At 67.8% G+C, this 20372-nt stretch carries 23 protein-coding genes, 1 pseudogene and 1 riboswitch; of the genes and pseudogenes, 10 read left to right on the top strand and 14 right to left on the bottom strand.

The window, feature by feature from the left end:
• Positions 1-145 precede the first annotated feature (145 nt).
• The gene (locus tag BLQ61_RS12520; protein ID WP_091570785.1) at positions 146-1084 is read left to right on the top strand and encodes a LysR substrate-binding domain-containing protein; all 939 of its coding nucleotides are present in this window, start codon (positions 146-148) and stop codon (positions 1082-1084) included.
• A gap of 183 nt (positions 1085-1267) precedes the next feature.
• On the top strand, positions 1268-2731 hold the full coding sequence (locus tag BLQ61_RS12515; protein WP_091570782.1) for a cryptochrome/photolyase family protein: 1464 nt from the start codon (positions 1268-1270) through the stop codon (positions 2729-2731).
• Positions 2732-2785: 54 nt separating this feature from the next.
• On the opposite strand, the gene BLQ61_RS12510 is transcribed toward BLQ61_RS12515, so the two are convergent.
• Both BLQ61_RS12510 and BLQ61_RS12505 read right to left on the bottom strand, forming a co-directional pair.
• Complete coding sequence (locus tag BLQ61_RS12510; protein ID WP_091570779.1) at positions 2786-3499, bottom strand: LrgB family protein; 714 nt, start codon at positions 3497-3499, stop codon at positions 2786-2788.
• Positions 3496-3858 (bottom strand): CidA/LrgA family protein, encoded by a 363-nt coding sequence (locus BLQ61_RS12505; RefSeq protein WP_091570777.1) that lies wholly within the window; start codon positions 3856-3858, stop codon positions 3496-3498. Before BLQ61_RS12505 ends, BLQ61_RS12510 begins: the two co-directional genes overlap by 4 nt.
• A 192-nt stretch (positions 3859-4050) precedes the next feature.
• On the opposite strand from BLQ61_RS12505, the gene BLQ61_RS12500 reads away from it, so the two are divergent.
• From BLQ61_RS12500 to BLQ61_RS17240, 3 genes are all read left to right on the top strand, one after another.
• Positions 4051-4278 carry a hypothetical protein gene (locus BLQ61_RS12500; protein ID WP_091570774.1) on the top strand — a complete coding sequence of 76 codons (228 nt, stop codon included), beginning with the start codon at positions 4051-4053 and terminating at the stop codon, positions 4276-4278.
• 778 nt (positions 4279-5056) lie between these two features.
• Complete coding sequence (locus BLQ61_RS17640) at positions 5057-5494, top strand: BLUF domain-containing protein (RefSeq protein ID WP_245704038.1); 438 nt, start codon at positions 5057-5059, stop codon at positions 5492-5494.
• A 14-nt stretch (positions 5495-5508) separates the two neighbouring features.
• Positions 5509-5955 (top strand): hypothetical protein, encoded by a 447-nt coding sequence (locus BLQ61_RS17240; RefSeq protein WP_139182748.1) that lies wholly within the window; start codon positions 5509-5511, stop codon positions 5953-5955.
• A gap of 161 nt (positions 5956-6116) precedes the next feature.
• Here BLQ61_RS17240 and BLQ61_RS17760 read toward each other — a convergent pair whose 3' ends face one another.
• The 11 genes from BLQ61_RS17760 to BLQ61_RS12440 all read right to left on the bottom strand — a co-directional run bounded on the left by BLQ61_RS17760 (position 6117) and on the right by BLQ61_RS12440 (position 15775).
• The gene (locus BLQ61_RS17760; RefSeq protein ID WP_091570773.1) at positions 6117-6626 is read right to left on the bottom strand and encodes a single-stranded DNA-binding protein; all 510 of its coding nucleotides are present in this window, start codon (positions 6624-6626) and stop codon (positions 6117-6119) included.
• Positions 6627-7197: 571 nt separating this feature from the next.
• On the bottom strand, positions 7198-9084 hold the full coding sequence (locus BLQ61_RS12485; protein WP_091570770.1) for a DUF927 domain-containing protein: 1887 nt from the start codon (positions 9082-9084) through the stop codon (positions 7198-7200).
• Positions 9081-10109 carry a DUF7146 domain-containing protein gene (locus tag BLQ61_RS12480; protein ID WP_139182747.1) on the bottom strand — a complete coding sequence of 343 codons (1029 nt, stop codon included), beginning with the start codon at positions 10107-10109 and terminating at the stop codon, positions 9081-9083. The genes BLQ61_RS12485 and BLQ61_RS12480 overlap by 4 nt, the downstream gene beginning before the upstream one ends.
• On the bottom strand, positions 10106-10720 hold the full coding sequence (locus BLQ61_RS12475; RefSeq protein ID WP_091570765.1) for a hypothetical protein: 615 nt from the start codon (positions 10718-10720) through the stop codon (positions 10106-10108). Before BLQ61_RS12475 ends, BLQ61_RS12480 begins: the two co-directional genes overlap by 4 nt.
• A gap of 2 nt (positions 10721-10722) precedes the next feature.
• Positions 10723-10944, bottom strand: coding sequence for a hypothetical protein (locus BLQ61_RS12470; protein ID WP_091570762.1), 222 nt, complete (start codon positions 10942-10944; stop codon positions 10723-10725).
• Positions 10945-11261: 317 nt separating this feature from the next.
• Positions 11262-11897: a Rha family transcriptional regulator gene (locus BLQ61_RS12465; RefSeq protein WP_217629400.1), complete on the bottom strand. Its 636-nt coding sequence runs from the start codon at positions 11895-11897 to the stop codon at positions 11262-11264.
• The gene (locus BLQ61_RS12460; protein WP_091570760.1) at positions 11891-12175 is read right to left on the bottom strand and encodes a helix-turn-helix domain-containing protein; all 285 of its coding nucleotides are present in this window, start codon (positions 12173-12175) and stop codon (positions 11891-11893) included. The genes BLQ61_RS12465 and BLQ61_RS12460 overlap by 7 nt, the downstream gene beginning before the upstream one ends.
• Before the next feature lie 155 nt (positions 12176-12330).
• A complete protein-coding gene (locus BLQ61_RS12455) occupies positions 12331-12609 on the bottom strand; it encodes a hypothetical protein (RefSeq protein ID WP_091570757.1) in 279 nt (92 codons plus the stop codon).
• The gene (locus tag BLQ61_RS12450; RefSeq protein ID WP_091570755.1) at positions 12609-12848 is read right to left on the bottom strand and encodes a helix-turn-helix transcriptional regulator; all 240 of its coding nucleotides are present in this window, start codon (positions 12846-12848) and stop codon (positions 12609-12611) included. Before BLQ61_RS12450 ends, BLQ61_RS12455 begins: the two co-directional genes overlap by 1 nt.
• 89 nt (positions 12849-12937) lie before the next feature.
• Entirely contained in the window at positions 12938-13915 is a 978-nt protein-coding gene (locus BLQ61_RS12445) for a hypothetical protein (protein ID WP_091570752.1), read from the bottom strand.
• 612 nt (positions 13916-14527) lie between these two features.
• Entirely contained in the window at positions 14528-15775 is a 1248-nt protein-coding gene (locus BLQ61_RS12440) for a tyrosine-type recombinase/integrase (protein WP_091570750.1), read from the bottom strand.
• A gap of 406 nt (positions 15776-16181) precedes the next feature.
• On the opposite strand from BLQ61_RS12440, the gene BLQ61_RS12435 reads away from it, so the two are divergent.
• The 4 genes and pseudogenes from BLQ61_RS12435 to BLQ61_RS12420 all read left to right on the top strand — a co-directional run.
• Positions 16182-17579: a tyrosine-type recombinase/integrase gene (locus BLQ61_RS12435; RefSeq protein WP_091570747.1), complete on the top strand. Its 1398-nt coding sequence runs from the start codon at positions 16182-16184 to the stop codon at positions 17577-17579.
• Positions 17580-17677: 98 nt separating this feature from the next.
• Positions 17678-18028: a type II toxin-antitoxin system RelE/ParE family toxin gene (locus BLQ61_RS12430; RefSeq protein ID WP_091570744.1), complete on the top strand. Its 351-nt coding sequence runs from the start codon at positions 17678-17680 to the stop codon at positions 18026-18028.
• Entirely contained in the window at positions 18009-18326 is a 318-nt protein-coding gene (locus BLQ61_RS12425; protein ID WP_091570742.1) for a helix-turn-helix domain-containing transcriptional regulator, read from the top strand. The genes BLQ61_RS12430 and BLQ61_RS12425 overlap by 20 nt, the downstream gene beginning before the upstream one ends.
• Positions 18327-18791: 465 nt before the next feature.
• Positions 18792-19022: pseudogene (locus BLQ61_RS12420) on the top strand (DNA repair protein RadC); the annotation flags it as partial.
• A 176-nt stretch (positions 19023-19198) separates the two neighbouring features.
• Here the strand turns inward: BLQ61_RS12420 and BLQ61_RS12415 are convergent.
• Positions 19199-19777 carry a TMEM165/GDT1 family protein gene (locus BLQ61_RS12415; protein WP_091570739.1) on the bottom strand — a complete coding sequence of 193 codons (579 nt, stop codon included), beginning with the start codon at positions 19775-19777 and terminating at the stop codon, positions 19199-19201.
• A 3-nt stretch (positions 19778-19780) separates the two neighbouring features.
• Positions 19781-19958: riboswitch (yybP-ykoY riboswitch) on the bottom strand.
• A 126-nt stretch (positions 19959-20084) separates the two neighbouring features.
• On the opposite strand from BLQ61_RS12415, the gene BLQ61_RS12410 reads away from it, so the two are divergent.
• Positions 20085-20357, top strand: a complete 273-nt coding sequence (locus BLQ61_RS12410; protein ID WP_091570737.1) for a metal/formaldehyde-sensitive transcriptional repressor — start codon at positions 20085-20087, stop codon at positions 20355-20357.
• The last annotated feature ends 15 nt before the right edge of the window (positions 20358-20372 follow it).

Here is a 20372-nt window from a genome sequence, read left to right as displayed (position 1 = left end):
GGGCGCCAAGTAGGCGCGGCGAGCGCATGGTAGGCGCGCGCGCGCCATGCCGGCAAACGATTTGATCGCATTCAGGCATGAGCCCATTGCATGAATGAACGCGACCCAGCCATAGAATCAGGGCTTCCTGGCATGCATCCGGCACATGCGTACACCCCTGCCATCTGTCCAGGCGCTGGCCTGCTTCGAAGCCGCCGCGCGCCACTTGAGCCATACCCGCGCGGCGCAGGAGCTGTCGCTGACCCAGGGCGCCGTCTCGCGCCAGATCCTGTCGCTGGAGGCGCTGCTGGGCGTGGCGCTGTTCAGGCGCACGCGCCATGGCGTGGTGCTGACCGAGGCCGGCCGGCAATATGCGCGCCAGGCTGCGCGCTGGCTGCAGGAGCTGCGCCGCGGCACGCTGGACGCGATGGCGCACCAGGGCACGGCCGGCGGCGGCAGCGTGGCACTGGCGGCCGTGCCCACGTTCGCCACGCGCTGGCTGTTGCCGCGCCTGCCCGAGCTGGCGCGCGCGCACCCCGACATCACGGTGCATATCGACGTGCGCACACGCCCCTTCCTGTTCGCCGACACGACGTTCGACGCGGCGCTGTACGCCGGCACGCCGGAGCAGCTGGCGCAGTGGCCCGGCGTGCATGCGCAGTGGCTGATGGACGAGGACATCGTGCCCGTGTGCAGCCCGCAGCTGCTGGCGCGCGCCGCACGCCGGGGCCCCGGCCGTGCCTGGCGGCCGGTGGCGCCGCGGGCCATCGCCGAGCTGCCGCTGCTGCAGCAGAGCACGCGCGTGCACGGCTGGCAGCAGTGGTTCGAGATGGCCGGCGTGGCGGCGCCGCGCGCCTTGCACGGGCCGCGCTACGAGCTGTTTTCCATGCTGGCGGCGGCCGCCACGCACGGCCTGGGCGTGGCGCTGATCCCACCGCTGCTGATCGAGCAGGAGCTGGCACGCGGCGAGCTGGTGGTGGCCTGTGCCCAGCCGCTGCGGCGCGTGCGCAGCTACTACCTGGTGGTTCCGCAGCACGGCGGCTCACCGGCGCTGGAGCGTTTCGGACAATGGCTGCAGGCGCGCGCCGCCGCCGGGCCGGGCTGAGCGCGGTGGCCTGGGGTTGCCGTCCGGCAGGGATTGCTACATAAAATATAGCTGAAGGCCCTTTTTACATAAGGGCTGGGGGCGGTTTTTCCTTGATTTCCTTAGTCTGGAGTCGGAGGCGGCCGCCCGGCGCGGTATCGTGGCCGGCCCGCCACGCCGGCCTTCCTCCTTGTTGCACGCCCCATGACCATCCCGGCCCTCGTCTGGCTGCGCCGCGACCTGCGCTGCCATGACCATGCCGCGCTGCACGCCGCGCTCACGCGCTTCGATCGCGTGCACTGCGCCTTCGTCTTCGATACCGACATCCTGGACGCGCTGCCCAGTCGCCAGGACCGGCGCGTCGAATTCATCCATGTCAGCGTGCTGCAGCTGCACCAGGCGCTGGCCGATCTGGCGCACGCCAGCGGCGTGCCCGGCGGCGGGCTGATCGTGCGCCACGGCGCGGCGCTGGCGCAGGTGGTGGCACTGGCGCGCCGCCTGGGCGTGCAGGAGGTGCTGGCCAGCCGCGACTACGAGCCCGCCGCGCGCGAGCGCGACCGCCGCGTGGCCGAGGCGCTGGCCGCGCACGGTATCGCCTTCAGCCTGCACAAGGACCAGGTGCTGCTGGAGTGCGACGAGGTGCTGACCGGCCAGGGCCGTCCGTACAGTGTCTTCACCCCCTACAAGCGCGCCTGGCTGCACAGGCTGGACGCCTTCCAGCTGCGCGCCTACCCCGTCGAGCGCCACGCCCGGCGCCTGGCGCCGCTGCCGGCGGACGAGCCGCCGCTGCCCAGTCTGGCCGACCTGGGCTTTGCCCCTACCAACCTGGGCGCGCTGCCCCTGCCACCCGGCGCACAGGGCGCGCAGGGCCTGTTGGATGGCTTTGCGCGGCGCATCGACGACTACCACGTGGCGCGCGACTACCCGGCGCGCAAGGGCGTGTCGTACCTGTCGGTGCACCTGCGCTTCGGCACGCTGTCGATCCGCCAGGCGGCGGCGCTGGCGCACCAGCGTGCGGCGCAGGGCAGCGAGGGCGCGGCGGTGTGGCTGTCCGAGCTGTGCTGGCGCGACTTCTACTTCATGGTCCTGTGGCACTACCCGCACGTGGTCACGCAGTCCTTTCGCGCGCAGTACGACGGCGTGCAATGGGACGACGCCCCGGACCTGTGGCAGGCCTGGTGCCAGGCGCGCACCGGCTACCCGCTGGTGGACGCGGCCCTGCGCCAGTTGCACCAGACCGGCTACATGCACAACCGCCTGCGCATGGTGGTGGCCAGCTTCCTGACCAAGGACCTGGGGATCGACTGGCGTGCCGGCGAGCGGCATTTCGCCGAGCACCTGAACGACTACGACCTGGCGGCCAACAACGGCGGCTGGCAGTGGGCCGCCTCCACCGGCTGCGACGCGCAGCCGTGGTTCCGCATCTTCAACCCTGTCACGCAGTCGCAGCGCTTCGACCCGCAGGGTGCCTTCATCCGCCGCTATGTGCCCGAACTGGCGCGCGTGCCCGACCGGCACATCCATTTTCCCGCGGCCATGCCGGCGGCGGCGCTGCAGGCCTGTGGCGTGCGCCTGGGCGAGGACTACCCGCACCCGGTGGTGGACCATGCGCGCGCCCGCGAGCGCACGCTGATGCGCTTTCATTTCCTGCAACGCGACGGCGCCTGACCGCGTGCGCGGCCAGCCGGGCTGATGGCCTGCGCGGCGGGCGGCCGCAGGGCGCTACAGCCAGCCCAGCGCGGCGATGAACAGTGGCGTCATCACGGCCGTGGCCACGCCGTTCAGGCCCATGCCCAGGGCGGCGAAGGCGCCGGCCGTCGGGCTGTTCTGCAGCTCGCGCGCGGTGCCGATGGCATGCGCCGTGACGCCCGATGCAAAACCGCGCACCGCTGCATTCTGCGTGCCCAGCAGGCGCGCCAGCGGGCTGGCCAGCACGGCGCCGGCGATGCCTGTCAGCGCTACGCCCACGGCGGTCAGCGACGGCAGGCCGCCGACCTGCTCGGCCACGGGTAGTGCGATGGGCATGGTGGCCGACTTGGGCGCCAGCGACAGCAGCGTCTCGCGCGTGCCGCCCAGCGCCCACGCCAGGCCCAGTGCCGACACGATGGCCGCCGTGCAGCCGCACAGCAGCGCGATGGCCAGTGGCCGCCACAGCCGGCGGATGCGCTGGCGCTGGGCGAACAGCGGCACCGCCAGGGCCACCGTGGCCGGTCCGATGAGCAGCGTCAGCGGCTGGGCGGCGGCGCTGTAGGTTTCGTACGAGGTCCCGGTCAGCAGCAGCAGCGCCACCACCAGCGTCACCCCGGTGAGCACGGGAATCAGCAGCGGGTGCGAGCCGCTGCGCCGGTACAGCGCCACGGCCGCGACATAGGCCGCCAGCGTGATCAGCAGCCAGGTGATGGGCCAGGCCTGGAGCGACTGCAGCGCGCCGCTCATGCCTGCGGCTCCTCGCCGGTTTCCGTGGCGGGCAGCACGCGCCGCATGGTCCAGGCGGTGACCGCGAACGTCACGCCGGCGCCGACGATGCCGGAGACCGCGAAAGGCAGCCATTCGCGCGCCAGGTGCTCGAAATGCAGCATCACCGCCGCGATCGACGGAATGAACATCAGCATCATGTTCTGCAGCAGGCCGTCCGAGACGCGCTGCAACGCCTGCGGCACGCGTCCCAGTCCCAGCAGCGCCACCAGCATCAGTAGCATGCCGGCCAGGGCGCCGGGCAGGGGCAGCTGCAGCCAGCGCACCAGCAACTCGCCCAGCAGCTGGAAGGCAATAAGAGACGTGAAGGCGTAAAGCATGGCAAGGCCGAGGGAAATATCCAGGTAGGGGGGCGAAGCAGGGCAGGGCGGCGAGTGTAGGCGGCGAACGCCACGCACCATCGGTCAAAGACCGATTGCGGCAGGCCGGCAGTTGCGCTTAGTCTGTGTCGCCAGGACGCCGGCGCCAAGCCAGCGCCAGCCGCAGAGGCAACGCACCGAACAGGAGGTTTTATGCCCAGCACACAGTCTACCTACCATGCACCCGTGTTCGAGCCCACCGTGGACGAGCTCGCGGCACTCAAGCAGCTCGAAATCGAGCTTGTGATGACCATGCCCGAGGCGCTGCGGCAGCACCTGTCCGGCCGGCTGCTGGAGTGGGGCTACATCCACAAGACACCGGGCGGCGGCTTCGCCATCAGCGACAGCGGGCGCAAGCTGGTGCAGCGGCAGAACAACTGAGGCCTACGGTCCGTCACACCTGTGTCACGCGCCGGGGCCATCGTCCTACATGCCACCCGTGGGGCAGCCCGTAAGGTGGCGAACGTTGCAGTTGCGGTGCCGGTAACGCACCCCTGCCGGTACCTGACCTCTGGTTATCCGACCAATGACGCATTCCGCCATGTTCCTGTCTCGCCATCGTTGCCCTGCAGTGCTTTTCCTCGCGCGGCTGCACGCACCAGCGTGCCCCGGATCTTTCGCGTATTGATTTCCTGGCGCCGTGAAGAAAGGCTGTTGGTGGCCCACAGGCTTTTCGCACACCTCCATTGCGGGGGTCTGCGCCTGAACCCCACCCGCAGTGCCCTTCCCGGATCCAGGCCAGGAGCCGCTCAGGTGCCGCCTTGCCCACATGGCGCAGCGCCTCACCGGCCGATGGAAGCATCCGGTTTTCTTCATTGCGCATCAGGATCGGACAGTGCCCGGGACCGTGTCCCGGCGCTGGCAGGCGATTGCCGTCTGCCCGTGGGAGGTTGCCGCGTGCGCCCCCGCTGTCCTGTATCTGCGGCTGCCCTGCCGCGTGCAGGCGCGTCAGGAGCCATGCCATGACCTTGCACACCCCACGTTTCCCAGGCGACCAGCCCGTCGAGCCGGATGTTCCCGGACCACCACCCGAGCCGGCCGACACGCCGCCGCACTTGACGCTATCCCCCCGCTGCTGAAGCGGCTGTCCGCGCGGCAGGCCGTAAGCTGCGGTTGCTACAGTGGTTGTACCTTTTCCGCTGGTCCGTCGAGCCTGGCAGTGGCGACGGAAAGCCAACGGGAGATCACGGTAGCCCTTCGCCCTCTGGAACGTTTCTTTTATTGCAGCGCCCTGGCGCCGCAACACCAGGCCACCTGTGTGGGCGCCATTCTCAAGACCGCCCGGGCCTTCAATGCCACGCACGGCATCACCGGCATCCTGCTGTTCGACGGCGCCCGATTCGTTCAGTGCATCGAAGGCGACGGCGATATCCTGAATCCATTGATCGGGCGCATCCTGGGCGATGAGCGCCATTGCGCCAGCCAGATCCTGCTGTGCGAGCCACTTGGACAGGACGAAGAGCGGCGCTACCCCGGCTGGTCCATGGGCTACTGCGATGTGGAAAGCGAAGACCTCATCGCCAGCATCGCGGCACTGCCTGGAGCGCAAGGCCTGGAGATGCTGCGCCTGCGCCATCACAACCTGGACCTGGGCTGAGACGGCCATGAAAAATGCCGCCGCTGCACAAAAGCAGGGGCGGCATTGACAAAATCATGCCTGGTGCCGAGGCCGCTATCCAATTTTTCACGCAAGTTGTTGATGCGCAAAGTTTTTGGTTGGTGATATCTGAAAAGGTACCGTCAAAAATACCGTCAAATTTCTTTGCTGCCCCTTTTTCAGCCTTGGCAGGCCTGTTGGTTCAGCGCATCAGCCGCCAGGCCGGCCGCAAGGTTGCGCCCTCGGCCCGCCGGATCGTTCCCGTCGCGATTGACTGGGCTGCCCGGCAGACGAAGGCGCACCGGCATTTTATGAAGCATGCTGCGCAGGCACATCGTCCGCAGCCGCGCCACCTCAGAAAACCTCAGTTCGCACTCGATGTCGCTGGCGTTTGGCAGACGGTATCCATCTGGTGGTTTCCAAGAGGTATCCAACAGGTATCCACGGAAACCAGGGTATGAGCGGGTCGGTACGCAAGCCGGTACGCACGCAATGCGACAAGTACGCGCGCGAGGGCTGCGGCGTCAGACACAACAAAGCCCGCACCGGGCGGGCCTGGGGCTGGGTGCCGGGGCTGGTCATGCCAGCGCCAGAACCTGAAAAAACCTGAAGCGCAGGCGGCTCAGAATGGGAGTGGCTCACCATCGTCCAGCGGGGCCTGCTGGGCAGGGGCCATCGCGCGCCAGGCGGCATCGTTGGGCTGGGCGCCGGGATCACGGGCGGGGCGCGTAACAGCATCCGTAACGCGCGTCGGGCTGTTTCCAGCTGCGTAACCCTGAGCGCCAATGTCGCCGCTGCCATCGTCCTCAGGCTGCATGGCACGGCGCTTTCGGGTGACGTGGTAGCTGGTCAGCACGGCATGGGCCACCACATCCAGTGCCGGGTGGCTGGTGCCTTCGCGGTCAGTCCAGACCTTCGGGGTCATGGCGCCGGCGATGGCGATGCTGTCGCCCGCGTCCAGCGCCAGCAGCGCCGACACGGCGGCTTGCTCGAAGGCGATGACGTTCACGAACAGGTTGGCGCCATCACCTGCGGCTGCGCGCAGCTTGGCGGTGGCAAAGGGCTTGCCGGTCTTGCTGGTGCGGGCTTCGGGTCTGGCGTGCAGGCGGCCGGCTATCAGGGCGTCCATCATGGTCGGGTTCCTTTTCGGGTCTGGGGGGGGTGAATAGTTGACAACGGTTGCCACAGGTTGCGGGGCTGGCAAGCGGTGGACTGGGATCAGCGGCGCCGGATCGGCGGCCACTCGCGCGGGTCGGGGGTGTTGGAGTAGTCGCGCCACAGGGCGGCGCCCGCGCCGCAGCGCAGGCCGTAGCCCTTGCCGGCGGCGATGCAGACCGGGCAGGTCTAGTGGTGCAGGTAGTAGGCCTCACGCACGGCGCGCCAGTCTTGGGCTGGGGCTGGTGGTGCTGGCATGGCGGCCAGGGCAGGTGCTGGTCTGGCGCCAGTTGCCGGTGCTGGTGTGCAGGGGACGGGCATGGTCGGTGCCGGCGCATCCACCGGCGGCTGGGCCGGCGCGTTCAGCCAGGCATCCAGCCCGTCCGCGATGTGCGCGCGGCGGCCGAAACCCGTGCAAGTGAATTCCCCTCTCACTTTTTCAGGTGCCACAGGTGCCACAGGTGCCGCAGCCTTGTAAATCAACGGGTTAGCAGCGGCGAACCCGTGCCACGATGGTGCAACAGTGGTGCCACAACCAGGTGCCGGGGTCATTTTTCCGCCTCCTCGGCGCCCATCAGGCGGTCGGGCTGGACGTGGTACAGGCGCGGCGTCCGGCCGTCCGGGGTGCGGGTAGTAGCGGCGGTCTTGCCGTTGGCGCCGCGCTTGGCGAAGGCGCCGGCGGTGTCCAGTGCCGCCAGCACGCGCGCCAGGTCATATCCCTGGGCGGCCTCGCGCAGCCCGCCAGAGGTGAACAGGTACACCGTCCCGCTGGGGCTGGTGCTGACGTAGCCGGCGCGGTTGACCACGGCGCGCGGCGCATCGGCGGCGCTCATGCTCTCGAAGCGGCTGCTGCCGTGGCGGTCGATGAAGTCGCCCACGGCGCGCAGGATGGCGGCGTCCTCGGCGCTGCGCCCGCCGGTGCCGCGCTGGCCGCGCCACAGGCCGAAGCCATGCAGTGCCGCCTGGGCCGCGCATCCTGCTTTCCAGGGCACGATGCCGGCGCCGGCGGCCAGCTCGCCGGCCAGCGCGCACAGGGCGAACACGCGCGCACCACGGGTTTCCTGCCCGTCGGTGGCGGCCATGCGCGCCTGGATGGCTTGCAGCCGCTCGGGCAAGTCCAGCCCCTGGGCCAGCGCATCCAGCAGCGCGCGCACGAAGGCCGGGCCGGCGTGGCCGTAGTGGCGGGCGGCGCCGTCGCGCAGCGCGTCCGACAGGGCGGCGCCGGATGCCCGGCCATGCAGCGCGTCCCATGCGCCATGCTTGCCGGTGATGGGCACGTCCAGCAGGCGCAGCGACTGCCCGGCCTTGGCCTCGAACCCGCCGGCGGCCATGCGCGACGCAATGGTGACTTCGCCGGTCGAGAACACGAAGGTGCGCCAGCGCGCGACATGCCGGGCCTCGCCGCGCACATTGGCGCGGGTCTTGCCGTGGCCGTTGACCAGGGCGTAGGCCGATTCGTAGAGGTCTTTCGGCGCCACCTCGCCCACCTCGTCCAGCGCCAGCAGCGTGCCCGAGTGCATGCGCGCCGCGCCCTCCAGTCCGTTGCTGGTGGTGCGCCAGGTGCGCCGGAACTGTGCGCCGCCCCAGACGCTGGTGGCGGCTGTCAGGATGGTGGTCTTGCCCTTGGAGCTGTCGCCGAACAGGTGCAGGCCGGCGCCGTCGATGTTCAAAGGCTCCAGCAGCACGCCGGCCAGCGCGGCGGAAATGCCCAGCGCCAGCATCGGGTTGCCCACGGCCAGCGCCGCCACCTCCGACTGCCAGCCTTGCAACGTGCCGGCACTGCCGTAGGGCGCGGTGCGCTCGCTGGCCTGGAACCAGATGTCGTCCGCCCCCAGCACCTGGTCGGGCAGCACGAAGGCGCCGGCGTGCCAGCCAGTCGAGGACGCGGCGCGCATGCGCTGGCGCGGCTGCTGGCTGTTGATGTAGTCCAGCACCCGCGCGCGCATCTTGCGCTCCAGCGCCAGGCCGTCGCGCAGCAGCGCGGCCAGCACCTCGGCGCCGTCGCCGGCCATCAGCTCCATGGGCATCGCCCACTGGCGCCAGTTGCCGCTGACGTTCTTCCAGCGCAGCAGCCGGCCATGGTCGCCGTCTTCGGTGTTGGCGGTGAGCGCCTGCACATGCAGCGGGCCGCATATCCAAGTGTCCACCGGGGCGCTGGGCGCGCGCTCGGTCTCCTTGGTCATGCCGTGGTGGTAGGTGCCGGGGCGCAGCTTGCGGCCATTGCGCTCGATCCACTCGTCATAGACCCGCCAGCAAGGGCGTTCGCTGGTGTCGGGGAAGGGGTCGGCGGTGCTGCCCTCGGCGCCGTCGATGTCCAGCAGCGGCGCGGGGGCAGGAGCTGGATCGGCGGCGGGCGCTGTGCGCTGGCGCGGCGGATCGTTGACGGGTGCCTCGTCCAGCACGGCCAGGTCTTCGGTGGTGGTGGCCTCGCTCATGTGGTGGCCCTCCTTGCAATGAGTTCGTCCGCCCAGTCGGTGCCGGGGCTGGGCGGGGTGAGGGTGCGCGCCACCAGCCCCATGCGGGCGGCGCGCTGGGCCAGGCGCTCGGCGGCACGCTGGCCGGCGCCGCTGGCGTCGTGGTCGGCGAAGACGTAGATGCGTTGCACACCAGCCGGCGGCTCGAAGCTGGCCAGGCCGTGGGCCGACACGCACGGCCAGACCGGGATGCCGGCCAGCACGGACGCAGCCAGCGCGGTCTCGATGCCCTCGGCCAGCCCCAGCACCAGCGCGCCATCGCGCAGCAGGGGCGGCCAGACCTTGATGGCGCTGCCTGCCAGCGGGCCGGCGGTGCGGGTCAGCTTCTTGGCCGTGGGCAGCGGGGCCTTGTGGCCGTCCTCGGTCAGATAGGTGCGGTGCAGCGCCACCAGCGCGCCGGTGGGGTCGGTCACGGCGGCCAGCAGCGCCGGGTAGCCGCCCACGCGCTCGGGGCCATCCCAGTAGTCGAGCTGGGGCACGAAGCGCAGCGGCAGCGCGTCACCCACGGGCACCGGCAGGCCACGGCGCGCCAGGTAGATGCCGGCGGCGCAGTGCTCGGTCAGGGGCTGGGCGGCGTTCCACTGGTGGATCAGCTTGGGCAGTTGGGCCTGCCACTGCCGGGCCTGCTCGTGCTGGCGTTCGCGCTGCGCCTGGGCGATGCGCTGGCGCTGGTGCTGCTGTTGGGCGGGCGTCAGCGGCGGGCCATCGGCCACCCACACGCCGGACGTGCCGGCCTTCCAGTTCCACCAGGGCGCAGCCGGGCGGCCATCGGTGAACAGGCGGTAGGCGCCGCTGGTCTGCCCACGGCGGTCTCCATCGACGGGGCAGCGCATCAGCCGCTCCGGCTCGATGCTGTCCACCCGCAGGCCAGCAGCGGCCAGGGCGGGCGCCAGACCGTCCAGCGTGCTGCCCACGGCGGATTCAATGGGCAATACGCGCGCGTGCGATGGGCCGGGGGCCGTCGACATGTGGCGGGCGGCGCTCATGGCGTGTCCTCCAGCAGTTCCACGGCGCCGGCCAGGGCCTCGAACTCGGTGAGGGCGCCGTCCAGATACCGCTGGGCCGTGCAGTCGCCCTTGTCCAGCGTGCGCGCCACCAGCCGGACGGCCTCGTAGGCGCGCCACCAAAGGCCGTCCACGTCATCCCAGCTGGTGGGCGCGGCGGCGGCGATGCCGTCCAAATGTTCCAGCACCAGCTCAAGAATGCTCGCGTGCGGGGCTGTCGCCTCGTCGCCATCGAAGTCCTCGCGGATCAGGCGATGGGCATGGCGCAGGGAGTGGCGCACGGTCAGCAGCGCCAGCTGGACGGCCTGTTGCACGGTGGGCAATGCTACGGTTTCAGTAGCTGCAGGCGCTTTTTCCGCAAGGGCTTGCGGCGGTTTGAGGCACGGCTTTTCGGCGTCGGGCAAGGCGGTGCAGTGCAGCCGGTGGAACGCCTGTCCAGCCACGGCGCGGCGGTCGAAGAAGTCCAGCGCGTGCCAGTCGCGGGGCAGGGCGCTGGTAGCGTGCGCGCAGCTGGCGCAGGCGCTGGGGACGGGGGGCGGGCAAGGCTTCGCCGGCGCTGCCTCGGGTGCAGCGTTGTGCGTGGTCGTGCTCATGGTCAGCCCTCCGCGCGCAGGTTGTGGGCCAGGCGCTTCATGGCGCTGCTGGCGCGCAGGGCCTTGCCGATGGCGCGGTGCAGCTGCACCTGGTCGAGCTGGCCGTGCATGAGCGTGTGCAGCGCGATGTTCAGGCCGTTGATGGCCTGGGCGTGCAGCTGGATGGTGTCGGCCTGATGGGGCTGGATGGTGGGCGCGGTACGGCCCTGGGCGGCGGGGATCATGGTCTTGGCTCCTGAACGAGACAAAGGGGCCACCGTTTGCGCTACGACGCGCAGCGGATGGACGGGATGTTCGTAGCACGGGTTCAGCCGTGCGGGCGTCCTTGCGGACAAGGGGCGTCCTTGCGGATAGCCCAGCCCCATCCCGTCCAAAACCATGAGGGGCTGGCGCACCAGCTCCCGGAATTTGGGCGTGACAAAACCCCGCTTGTCGGTGGGGGCTGCAACCGCTGAACCGAAGGTGCTACGACACACCATCCCTTTCGGGACGCGGCCAGTGTAGCGCAGGGCGGCGCGGCCCTGTGTGCGGTGGTGGAAGGTCAGCATGACAGGCCCCCCATGGCGGGTGCGGCCAGCGCCTGGAGCGGGGCCAGCATCTGCTTGATGCGGGCGTAGGCATCACGGTCATCTCGTGCGCCGGCGGCGGCGCGCGCGGCCAGCATTTGCCCAACGGCCAGGACTGCCAGGCTGCCGTGCTGGGCGTGGGCACGCTGCCCGGCCTCGATGCCAGCAGTGCGGTTGAGCAGGCGGTTCACGTTGGTGTGCAGGTGGCGCTGGTGCGCCGGGTCACGTCCCAGCCCGCGCAGCGCGTCGTGCGCCAAGTGGTAGCTGGGCAGGTACTCGGCACGGCGCAGCTCGGCGGCGCGGCGTGCTTCGCCGAACGCTTCGACCAGCGAGACCTTGAGGCCGCGCACGCGGGTGGTGTTGCGCGAGTAGGTCAGCAGCAAAAATGCCTGGTCTTCGTTCAGCAGGGCGAAGCGTTCCGGGCGCCCGCCCTGAGTGCCCATGGGTTTCTCCGTTTGAAACGGAACAACCCCGAAGCACTGAAAGTCTGCGCGGTGGCGCTCCAGCAACTCCATGGTGTTCTTGTGCTGCACATGCAGGTGCCGCGCCAACAGGCGGGAATCCACGCGGGGTGCGTCCTTGCACATGGTGATGGCGGGGATGGTCAGCACGATGCACCTCCCATCTGTGCCAGGCGCTGGCGGCCCTGCTCGGTCAGGCGGTACTGGCCGGGCCGGCAGGGGCGGTTGTCGCGGTCGAGCGCGTCCACCTGCCGCATGTCGATGGCGTCGTCTCCCAGCTTGCGGCGCAGGCGCATCACCACGTCGGGCGAGTTGCTGGCGCCGGCGATGCGGTCGAGGGCTTCGCGGGCGATCCAGCCGGCGGTGGTGGTCAGGGCATCCAGCACGCGGGACTGGCGGGGCGACAGGCGCAGGGCGGGGATGGTCATAATGGCGGGGTTCGTGAGTTCGTTTTGAGGAAGCCCTGGGGTGCTGGCCGCGCCCTGGGGCTTTTTGCTAGGGGCTGTGCTGGGGGCCGTCATGGGCGTGCCCTCCAGGCGCGCAGCAGGCGCAGCAGGTGGAAGATGGCGATGGCAGTCATGGCCTACACCTCCGGTTGCGCCAGGCGCAGCAGCCGGGCTTGGGCGCGGCGCTGACGGCCACGGGCGTTCTGGAGCTGGCGGTACTGCTCGGCGGTGGCGGCCAGCATGGCGTGCCACGCGGGGCTGGCGCGCTCGATGTCATCGAAGTGGCCCATGCGCTGGCGCCACGCGGCGTAGCCGTCGCTCAGGTCTTGCTGGCGCTGGCGGGTGTCGACCACGGCGGCGCTGTAGCGCGCGGCGGCCTGGGCGATAGCAAGGAGGTCGAGGGCGCGGCCGGGCATCACGCAACCTCCTGCTGGGCCAGCCAGCGGCGCACGTCGGCCACGCGCCAGCAGGTGGTCTTGGCGCCCAGCTTCAGGGGGGCAGGGAAGGTGCCCGCCTTGACCATGCGCCACAGGGACGAGGCGCTGATGGGCACGGGCGCGGCCGGGTTCTTGGGGGAGGCGACGAGTTGCGCCAGACGGATCAGGCCCTCGTCGGGGAGCGCGTCGAACTGGCGCGCGGTGGGGTGGAGTTGCATTCCATGCTCCGTAGTGAACATGGAGCCCCATTGTTCGCATGGAACGGCAGGTAAGTGCCTGCCGTTTGCTTTCCGTTTGCCTGCTGCTGCTACTGCTGGCGGTTGAAGACCCGCTCCCGGTAGGCATCCAGGTCTTGTTTGAGGGCCTGCCGCGTGATGCGTAAACCTTCGGCCACGGCGCCGAAGCCGCGTGGATATGAGGCGTAGGTGTCAGTCGGCATTACTAAGCCGGCGTCGATGCATGCCTGCCAGCGCCGCGCCTGCCTTTCTTCTGCGGAAGGGGTTGGTGAAGTTGGCGCTTGACCCAACGCGCTGCCCGTCTGGTCGATCAGGTATTCCACGGCGCGGCCAATCTCCGTGCAGTGCCTCGCGCCCTGTTCGCGGGCGATGCGTGCCCACTGCGCCAGCGTGCGCGGACCAGGGTGGCAGGTGCTCCAGCTCTCGAACAGGTGGGTCAGGGTCTGTGCATCCCTGTCGCTGGCGTTCTCGCTCAAGGGGTCACAGCCGCACAGCAACCGGGCCGCTTGCGCGGGCGCTACGGCGGGATGGCGCGCCCATTGCTCTATGTCGAGGGCGCGGGCGTAGCATCCAAGGGTGAGGGCAACCTCGTGCGCCTGGGCTCCGTCCTGGGGCGGCGCGTCAGGCAGCAGCACGCGGGCCAAGTGCGCGACTGCCTCGTTGGCCGTGCCGCCCTCGGCCAGTCGCTCGGCGATCCAGCCTTCAGCATCCGGCGGCAGATGCTCGGACAAGGCGCCGCCCGTGTCGCGGTCGTAGTGCCACAGCTCGAACGCGGTACATGGAAACCGCAGCAGGGGCCGGGGGCCGCACAGGCCAATCAGGGCGGTGCCATCCTCCGAGAGTTTCGGTGTGCCGTCCTGGTTTTGGCACGCCATAGGCCAGGGGCTGCCGGCGATGGCTTGGCGTTCCTCGTCGGTCAAGTCCTGCCATGCCCGCCAGTTCATGCGCAGGAAAATGCCTTCAGGGGTCAGGACGTAGGGGCCTGCGGTGAAGGTGACGGTACAGCCCAGCAGTACGGCCAGGGCTTCGCGGGTGTACTTGGGAAACACGGTGCATCCTCCCGAATGCGCTCCCGCTCGATGGATGCCACCAGCCGGCCAGCGGGAGGTCTGGCGGTGCAGCAGGATTGCGGCCCTGCTTGGCTGGTGGCGAGTGCTTATTGTGACGGCCCTCCTGTGTTTGCGTGCGGGCTTCGGCAGCCATCGACCATGCGCCATGCTGCGCGCATTGGCCCGCGCCATGGCCTCGATGTCCGCCGGTTGAGGCCTTGGGGCCTGGCGGCCGGCAGTTCGCGAGTGCTCCTCCTTTAGAATCCTGCGCATTCCCGGCTTGTTCTGCCAAGCGCTGCTGGACAACTGGAGTCCAGAGTCGCCCAGGACGGCCGGGAATCCTTTTTAGTCGAACGGGCAAGCCTTCTACCAACGCACGCTGTACGCCATGGGCTGAACGGCTGTATGAACAGCCAGCTTTGGCCTGAAGCCGGGGATCAAGGGCCTGTTTGTGGCACCTTGTGGCACCCTGCGGCACCACACCAACAACCGCCCCATGCCTCGCAAACCCGCATGGAATAAGGCTGTGGCACCTGTGGCACCTTGTGGCACCAGCTTGAACAGGGGTCGGTTGCGTTTTGGCGTTTCCAGCCCCTTCAGCCTTGGCGTGGTTCAGGCGCTGCGCACCAGTGGCAGCACGTCAGCACCACGGCGCAGGCGGTCGAGGTAGTCGGCCCATGCGCGCATCATCGTGATGCGCTGCTGCATGAACTCGGCCCGGTCGTAGGCCATGCCCAAGGGGCCGCTCTTGCCGTGGGCCAACTGGGCCTCCAGCACGTCGGCGCCGATGCCGGGCAGGTTCTCCACCATCAAGGTGCGGGCCATGGCGCGGAAGCCGTGGGCGCTCATGTCCTCGGTGGAGTAGCCCATGCGGCGCAGCGCGGCGTTGATGGTGTTGTCGCTCATGGGCCGCTGGCTGGTGCGCAGGCCGGGGAAGACGAACTCGCGGTGCCCGGTCAGCGGTTGCAGCTCGCGCAGGATGGCGATGGCCTGGGGCGCCAGGGGCACCAGGTGCGGCCTGCCGTTGACCTTGCCGTGGACGGTGCGCTTCATGGCCTGGGCCGGGATGGTGAGCATGGCGCGCTCGAAGTCGATCCAGCTCCACTGCATGGCGCGGATGTTGCCGGGCCGCTGGAACAGCAGGGCCGACAGTTGCAGCGCGGCGCGGGTCATGGGCTGGCCGGTGTAGCCGTCGATGGCGCGCAGCAGCTCGCCGGCCTTGGCAGGCTCCAGCACGGCGGCCATGTGCTGGGTGACAACGGGCTGTAGCGCGCCTTGCAGCATGGGCACGTGGTGCGCCTTGCATCGGCCGGTCTGCACGCCATAGCGGAACACCTGCCCGGCGCGTTCGGCCAGGCGACGGGCGGAAAACCCGGCGCCGCGCTTTTCCACCTTGCGCAGCACCTCCAGCAATAGGGGCGTGGTGATGGTGTCCATCGGCATCTTGCCGATGAAAGGGAACAGGTCGTTGACCATCTGCGCCAGCCAGCGGGTAGCGTGCAGCGTGCTCCAGCCGGGCATCTTGTTGGCGTGCAGTTCGCGGGCCACGGCTTCAAAGGTGTTGGCGGCGGCGGTCTTGGCGGTGGCCTTTTCAACACGGCGGATCACGCTGGGGTCGATGTCCTGGGCCAGCAGCTCGCGCGCGTTGTCGCGGGCCTTGCGCGCCTGGGCCAGCGAGACAGCGGGGTACACGCCAAGGGCAAGGGTCTTGCGCTTGTCGGCATGGCGGTAGTCCATGCGCCAGTACTTGCCGGCCGGCTTGACCAGCAGGTACAGCCCCTGCCCGTCGGTGTGCTTGGTGCCTGCTGCCTTGCTGGTGTCAGGCTTGACGTTCTTCACGAAAGTGTCGGTCAGTGCCATGTGCGTCCCCTGTTGACGGTACCTGCGGGGGTGACGGTATCTGGTACCGCCAAAAGTACCGTCAAAACGACGGTATGTGATGGAGGACTATGGCACGGTATGAGACAAAGAAAAACCCGCTATGCCTTGCAGCACGCGGGTTTTGAGACGCCTTGCGATGGCGTGATATTGCGATGTGGTGCCCGAGGCCGGAATCGAACCGGCACGCCTTGCGGCGGGGGATTTTGAGATTGACTCCCGAGACTAGCATAAGACTACGCTGGAACCTGCATAGCCTTGCTGCGCTTGGTTTTCCGGGGAGTTAGTCCCGTTTAACCTTACGCCTAGACCAGACCGATTGCGGCACACCTGCCGATGCCGTGGCTCCTGGCTGGTTCCTGCGTTCGATCTCGAACTAGGAGGCGTCATGGCTAAGATCAAGCTCACCAAATCCGCCGTTGATGCGGCTGGAAACACCGGCAAGGACTACGAACTGCGGGACACCATTGTCCCCGGCTTCCTCTGCAAGGTCACCGCTCACGGCCGCAAGGTCTTCATGCTCCAGTACCGCACGAACTGGGGCGAGCGCCGCAAGCCGAAGATCGGCCAATTCGGCGAACTGACCGTCGAGCAGGCCCGGTCGATTGCCCAGGACTGGCTGGCCGATGTGCGCAAGGGCGACGACCCAAGCGCTGCCAAGCTGGCCGCGCGCATGGCTCCCACGGTCAAGGAACTGTGTGGACAGTTCATCGAGGAATACTCCAAGCCGCGCAACAAGCCCCGGACGGTGGACTCGTACCAGGGCTACATCGACCGTCACATCCTGCCTGCGCTGGGCAAGCTCAAGGTGCCCGACGTGACGAGGGTGCACATCACGGCACTGATGAAGGACAAGGCGAAGATCGGCGTCACGGCCAATCGGGTTCTGGCCTGTCTGCGCAAAATGTTCAACATGGCCGAGGTGTGGGGCTACCGGCCCGACGGCTCCAATCCGTGCCGCCATGTCCCCAAGTACCGGGAAGACGGCGAGACGCGGTATATCAACAACAACGAGTTGGCGCGTCTCTATGCCTATCTCGACCGCGCAGATGCCGAGGGGCTTGAACATCCAACCGTGACGTTGGCGGTTCGCCTGCAATTCGAATTTTCTGCGCGCATGACGGAAATCCGCACGCTAGAATGGGCCTGGGTCGATTTCGAGAATCGCCGCGTCGCGTGGCCCGACAGCAAGACCGGCGATATGTCCAAGCCGATGAGCGAAGCGGCCTATCAACTGCTGTCCAATGCGCCCTGCATCGACGACTCGCCCTATGTGTGCCCGGCGATCTTCAATGCCAAGCAGCCTTTGCCCGACAGCACGTACTACAACGGGTGGAAGCGCATCTTGGGCCGTGCGGGAGTGCCGCACGTCGGAACGCACGGCATTCGCCATCGCGCGGCCACCGACATTGCCAACTCCGGGATCCCCATCAAGGTTGGCATGGCGCTGACCGCGCACAAGACAGTCACGCAGTTCATGACGTATGTACATACGGAGGATGATCCGTTGCGTGCCGCAGCCGAGAAAGTGGCAACCTTGCGCAGGGGCGCCATTGGCGGCCAGGCGCCGGCTACGCCGGCTCCTGCGCCGACGGACGCGGCTCCCACTCCGGTGCCGGCGCCAAAGCCTGTGCAAGCAGCCGCGACCCCGACCTCCGCCATCGTAGTCGGCGAGAAGACTCGCACCAGCCAGGGCAACTACCGTCCCTATCGCCATCGCAAGGCTCCGACGCGCGCCGTACCTCCTGGTACGAAGCGGGCTGACACGCCGGCGCCTACCGCTTGAACGGCGGTGCCCGGCCTGTCATAACGCTGCCAAGCCGAGCCGGGCATCCCATCCCGACGTTTTCGCACCTCTTGACCTGTATTCGTATGTAAACGAAAATGAGCATGTATCGAATCGAGCATTACCTGACGGCCGACGAGCAGAAGGATCTCTACACCGACTGGTTGCGCCGCTTGCGCGATATGCAGGCCAAGGTGGCGGTCATCCGGCGCGTGACCCGCGTCGAGCAAGGAAACTTCGGCGATCACAAGTTCTGTCGTGATGGCGTGTGGGAGTTGCGCATCGACTTGGGGCCGGGCTACCGGGTGTATTACGGGCTGGCTGGCCAGCGGCTGGTGTTGCTGTTGTGCGGCGGCGACAAGCGCACACAGGATGCAGACATCGACCGGGCGGTAGGCTATTGGCAGGACTGGCAACGGAGATTGGATGATGAGAAGCAGACCCCATGACGAGGCGATGGCTGAGCTGTACCGCAGCGATCCGGCGCTGGCGCTCGAAGTCATCAACGGCATCCTGGCCGATGGCGACCAGGCCGAGTTGATGATCGTGCTGCGCCAGCTCGCGCAGGCGGTCGGTGGCGTGCAGGTGGTGGCGGAACAGGCGCACCTGAATCCGACACAGCTTTACCGCACGCTGTCGCCGAAGGGCAATCCGGCCCTGAACAGCCTGACCGCCATCCTTAAGGCGATGGGCCTGCGCCTAGCGGTGCAACCGCTGGCCTCGTCGCCGTCCGTGCACGCGGCCTGAAGGCCGAGGCAGGGAAATACCCGCCGATTCTCGTATCACCGTTACGACAATTCTCCGGTTCACGCTGTTTCCCGCCCGAACCTGGACGCTCCGGCGTCCCGGCGTCCCGGCGTCCCGGCGTCCCGGCGTCGCGCTTGCGCACATTGAGCCGCCTGCGGCGTCTTGCCCCTGTCGGGCTTTCATCGTTGCCTCGTTTCACTCTGCTGACGCCTCCGGCCCGGTTCGTTGATCCGGGCCTGTGCGCCACGCTTACTGCGATACCTACCAAATATCGAGTGCATGAAACGGGTGGGTTAGTGCGTGGTGTTGCTGTCACCATCACCGTATCACGGCGTTCTCGCAGCCAATGGCTGCGCGTTTAGGCGCGCTTGCGGCCTGGCGGCCGTCTTCGATCTTTGACTGCTTGCGCTGCGCCGTGCTGGCCATGGTTCCGGGCAATTCCGCCCGAGCAACCGGAGCACGATCATGTCGCAACTGTCCTTTTCCTCGTTCGATGCCGCGCTGATGGTGTGCGACTCCTTGGGCCAGTACCTGCCGGTGACGGATGACCAGATTCTGGAAGCCGCGTGTCAGACCATTGAGCACAAGATGCAGCATGGTGCATCGTTTACTTCGTCGGCGGCGGTCAAGGAGTACCTGCGCGCCAAGTTGGCCGGCTTCGCGCATGAGGTGTTCGCGGTGCTGTTCCTTGATTCGTAGTTGAGCTTGTCCTTGCGCTTGCCGTAGCGATCGACCGGATGCAGCGCCGGAATGCACGGCGCCTTCTCCTGTGCGTGAATCGGCTCTCAAGGAAATAATTTAAAAACCACGACTTCATAACTGAAAGTTCGTTTTCTGCGAGCGCACTTGCCCTGCGCGCGGGGCTGAATTGCTCAGAGGCCCAGTTTGGCGCCCGCGCCCAGCAGGGTTGCAATGCCCAGCACCGCGAAGACGCCCGCGGCGATCGAATGCACCAGCTTCATTGGGATTTTGTTGGCCAGCTTATCGCCCACGAACACGGCGGGCACGTCCGCGATCAGCATGCCCAGGGTCGTGCCGATCACCACCAGCAGCGGCGTTGCGTAATGGGCGGCCATCGCAACGGTGGCAATCTGTGTCTTGTCGCCCATCTCGGCCAGGAAGAAAGTGATAAGCGTCGCCCCGAAGACGCCGAAACGCTTGGCGACTTGGGTTTCCTCCTCCTCAATCTTGTCTGGAATCAGCGTCCAGATCGCCATACCGATGAACGAAGCGCCCAGTACCCAGCGAAGAATCGCGGGACTCACGGCGCCAGTAATCCAGGCGCCCAGCGCACCCGCGAGACCATGGTTCACGATCGTTGCGACCAGGATGCCAAGGATGATCGGCACGGGCTTCTTGAAGCGTGCGGCGAGGATGAAGGCGAGGAGTTGGGTCTTGTCGCCGATTTCTGCGAGGGCGACGACTCCGGTGGAGACGAGTAGCGATTCCATGTTGGTTCCCTGGCCGGGTACTGACGATTGACCACCACGCATCCCCGGCCAAGTCGGAGGCGTTGTGGTCAAAGGTCTTGCCGGGTTCGGAAACTGCTGATGCCATGACCTGCGGGTCAAGTATGTTGACATCAGCCCCGCCAGGACGGCGGTTAGCTACTCCCCAATGACGCCGCGATTGTAATCCGGCGCGTTTTGATCTCTCGGCTGCGGCGGGTGCCTCGCCCATGTCTTAAGGGTATTGGTTTCAACCTATCCTCCTTCTTAATGTAATATAGTCCACTAGTCTATAAAACCACCTGTCGCTATGTCCCACACCTCCCGTGAGAAAGCCAAGCTGATCGCGCGTGTCCGCCGTATCAAGGGCCAGCTCGAAGGCATCGAGCGCGCCCTGGAGGCGGATGCGGCCTGTGTCGAGGTACTGCGCCAGATCGCTTCCGTCCGCGGCGCGGTCAGCGGTTTGACCGCCGAGGTGATGGAAGATCATCTGCGTGAACACGTCCTGGCACCGTCGAGCGACCTGGAGCGCCACCAGGGCGGAGAGGAAATGATCGAAGTCATTCGGGCTTACATGAAATGAACTTGTCGCTCGCAG

It is taken from the genome of Oryzisolibacter propanilivorax, assembly GCF_900103645.1.
Lineage (GTDB): Bacteria > Pseudomonadota > Gammaproteobacteria > Burkholderiales > Burkholderiaceae_C > Melaminivora > Melaminivora propanilivorax.
Note: the sequence above shows the minus strand (reverse complement) of the source record. Positions and strands in the feature narration are given on the sequence as shown.